Source organism: Rubrivirga sp., assembly GCF_049648075.1.
Classification (GTDB): Bacteria; Bacteroidota; Rhodothermia; order Rhodothermales; family Rubricoccaceae; genus Rubrivirga.
In genome coordinates this window covers 1-2,128 of sequence record NZ_JBARYR010000455.1, presented here as the reverse complement: position 1 = coordinate 2,128, position 2,128 = coordinate 1, and the positions used below count along the sequence as shown (strand labels likewise).

Below are 2,128 nucleotides of genomic sequence, written 5' to 3'. Positions count from 1 at the left end.
GACGACGATGCCGCCTCGGATCCCCAGCGCCAGGGCCGACGACGAGAGACGGTCCCACACGCCCGCGCCCTCGCGGTGCGTGACGTGCTTCTCGACGAACCGGAGCATGGCCCCGTAGAACAGGAGCACGTAGCGCAAGTCGCCCTTTTTCGTGCTCTCGCCCTTGTAGTGGACGATCTGGGTGCTCGGCGTGTAGTAGATCCGCCAGCCCGCCTGCTGGATCCGGTAGCACCAGTCGAGGTCCTCGCCGTACATAAAGAACCCCTCGTCGAACAGGCCGGCTGGGTGTCGGGGACTGGGTTTTAGGGGTTGGGGCGGACGGCCTCGAGGTCGATCACCACTACCCGGCGTGCTCGTCCTCGAGGTCACCCCGCTCGATACGGTGGCCTCGAGGCTGCCCGCGGTGGTTGCCCCGTTCGTCCTCGAGGCCGCCCGCCCGTCCTCGAGGTCGCTGCCCGACGACCCCAATCCCCAATCCCCATTCTCCAAAACCGCTGCCGTCCGCACCATCATGCACGAGCCGCTGAGCGCGTCCACCTCGCACACCTCGTCGATGGGGAGGTAGGTCAGGTTGTAGCGGCCGAACGTCGGGCTCTTGGGGAACAGCTTGCTCAGACCCGAGATGCGGTAGAACGCGATGGCCGGGTCCGGGAACGCGCGGCGGCTCTCGGGCGCGAACGTGCCGTCCGGGTTCAGGATGCGGCAGCCCGCCGCGCCCGCGTCCGGGTGCGCGTCCATGAAGGCGACCAACTCACGGAGCGTGTCCTCCTGCAGGATGGTGTCCGGGTTGAGGACCAACACGTAGCGGCCCGCGGCCTGGCGGATCGCTTGGTTGTTGGCCGTCGCGAACCCGACATTTTCCTGGTTCGCGATCAACTCGACGTCGGGAAACCGCTCCCGCACCATCTCCACCGACCCGTCCGCCGAGTCGTTGTCGACGACCCACGTCTCGACCTCGAGGCCGCTCGAGGCCTGCTCGACGGACCGAAGCGCTTGCTCCAGAAAACCTCGAACGTTATACGTCACGATCACCACCGACACGTCGACCGTCGCGGTCCCGGAAGGAGCGCCGACCTCGAGGACGGTGGGGGAGACGTGCTGCCGAGACATGGAGACCAAAGGTAGAGCCGTCGGCCTCGAGACCGGGCGGTGGGCACGCGGTGCTGCCCCGTCTCCGCGTGAGATCCGCGGGAAGGAGTGTCCTCGACGCCCCGGGTAGCTTGGCCCAGCCCCACGCCGCATGACACGCATCGAGGTCGGGCGCGAGGTCCGCGCGACGCTCGTGCTCGCCGTCCCCATCGTCCTCGCCCAACTCGCCCAGATGTCGATGGGGTTCGTCGACGTGGCGATGGTCGGCCGGCTCGGGACGCAGGCGATGGCAGCCGTCGTGCTCGGCTCGACGACCTACTTCACGCTCGCGCTCATCGGAATCGGCGTCCTGATCGCCGTCCAGCCGACCGTCGCGCAGGCGATCGGAGCCGGCAAGCCCGACGAGGCGGGACGGGCGACCCGTCAAGGGCTGTGGCTCGCGACGATCATCGGAATCCCGGCGACGGTCCTGCTCGGCTACACCGAGCCGCTGCTCCTCGCTGCGGGCCAGGCGCCCGAGACCGCCGCGCTCGCCGCCGATTACCACGGCGCCATCCGCTGGGCGTTCGTCCCCAACCTGTGGTTCACGGCCCTGCGCGGCCTGTGCGAGGGGAACGAGCGGCCCCGTCCCGTCCTGGTCGTGACGCTCCTCGCCGTCGGCGTCAACGCGGCGATGAACTACGTCCTGATGTTCGGCAAGCTCGGCGCCCCCGCGCTCGGGTTGGTGGGAACGGGATGGAGCACGTCCGTCACGACGCTCGTGCTGTTCTCGGCCCTGGCGCTCTACGTCCACCGCGGACCGTTCTCGTCCTTCCGCGTCTTCCCGGACCTCCGCCGCCCCGACTGGTCGACGCTCAAGACCCTGTTCGTGTTGGGCTGGCCCATCGGAATCGGCTTCGGCCTCGAGGGCGGGCTCTTTACCGCCGCGACCTTGTTGGTGGGACGCCTGCCGAACGACGTCACCGCGCTCGCCGCGCACCAGATCGCGCTCAACGCCGCGAGCGTCGCGTTCATGGTCCCGCTCGGCATCGGGATGGCC

The 2,128-nt window shown here is 69.0% G+C and carries 2 protein-coding genes; one reads left to right on the top strand and one right to left on the bottom strand.

The window, feature by feature from the left end:
- Positions 1–1,110 (bottom strand): glycosyltransferase family 2 protein (locus WBA11_RS13035; protein WP_424521109.1); only part of this gene is annotated, 1,110 nt, incomplete at its 3' end.
- A gap of 130 nt (positions 1,111–1,240) precedes the next feature.
- Here WBA11_RS13035 and WBA11_RS13030 point away from each other — a divergent pair.
- The coding region (locus WBA11_RS13030) for an MATE family efflux transporter (protein ID WP_424521108.1) at positions 1,241–2,128 on the top strand (888 nt) is incomplete at its 3' end.